Source organism: Virgibacillus proomii (genome assembly GCF_900162615.1).
GTDB lineage: Bacteria > Bacillota > Bacilli > Bacillales > Amphibacillaceae > Virgibacillus > Virgibacillus proomii.
In genome coordinates this window covers 1-1326 of the sequence record NZ_FUFN01000002.1, presented here as the reverse complement: position 1 = coordinate 1326, position 1326 = coordinate 1, and the positions used below count along the sequence as shown (strand labels likewise).

General features: G+C 52.6%; 1 rRNA gene. It reads left to right on the top strand.

Annotated features, from left to right (window positions below):
• Positions 1-1326, top strand: a 23S ribosomal RNA gene (locus tag BN1066_RS00010); the annotation flags it as partial.

The window sequence follows — 1326 nt, the reverse complement described above, 5'->3', positions numbered from 1 at the left end:
TGGAGGTAGAGCACTGATTGAACTAGGGGCCCTCATCGGGTTACCGAATTCAGTCAAACTCCGAATGCCAACTACTTATCCTTGGGAGTCAGACTATGGGTGATAAGGTTCATAGTCGAAAGGGAAACAGCCCAGACCGCCAGCTAAGGTCCCAAAGTATACGTTAAGTGGAAAAGGATGTGGAGTTGCATAGACAACCAGGATGTTGGCTTAGAAGCAGCCACCATTTAAAGAGTGCGTAATAGCTCACTGGTCGAGTGACTCTGCGCCGAAAATGTACCGGGGCTAAACGTATCACCGAAGCTGCGGATTGTTCTTCGGAACAATGGTAGGAGAGCGTTCAATGTGCAGTGAAGTCAGACCGTGAGGACTGGTGGAGCGCTTTGAAGTGAGAATGCCGGTATGAGTAGCGAAAAAAGAGTGAGAATCTCTTTCACCGAAAGCCTAAGGTTTCCTGAGGAAGGCTCGTCCTCTCAGGGTTAGTCGGGACCTAAGCCGAGGCCGAAAGGCGTAGGCGATGGACAACAGGTAGATATTCCTGTACCACCTCATGAGTGTTTGAGCGATGGGGGGACGCAGTAGGATAAGGAAAGCGCACGGATGGAAGCGTGCGCCCAAGCAGCAAGGGAGTCGGATAGGAAAATCCGTCCGATAATTCTAAGCTGTGACGGGGAGGGAACATGAGTACCGAAGTTCCGGATTTCACACTGCCAAGAAAAGCCTCTAGTGAGCTCATAGGTGCCCGTACCGCAAACCGACACAGGTAGGCGAGGAGAGAATCCTAAGGTGAGCGGGAGAACTCTCGTTAAGGAACTCGGCAAAATGACCCCGTAACTTCGGGAGAAGGGGTGCTCCTTGTAGGAGGAGCCGCAGTGAATAGGCCCAAGCGACTGTTTAGCAAAAACACAGGTCTCTGCGAAGCCGAAAGGCGAAGTATAGGGGCTGACACCTGCCCGGTGCTGGAAGGTAAAGGGGAAGCGTTAGTACTTCGGTACGAAGCGTAGAACTGAAGCCCCAGTGAACGGCGGCCGTAACTATAACGGTCCTAAGGTAGCGAAATTCCTTGTCGGGTAAGTTCCGACCCGCACGAAAGGTGCAACGACTTGGGCACTGTCTCAACGAGAGACCCGGTGAAATTATACGATGCGTGAAGATGCGCATTACCCGCGACAGGACGGAAAGACCCCGTGGAGCTTTACTGTAGCCTGATATTGAATGTTTGTACAGCTTGTACAGGATAGGTGGGAGCCATCGAAGCGTGAGCGCCAGCTTACGTGGAGGCACCCGTGGGATACCACCCTGGCTGTATGAACCTTCTAACCCAGG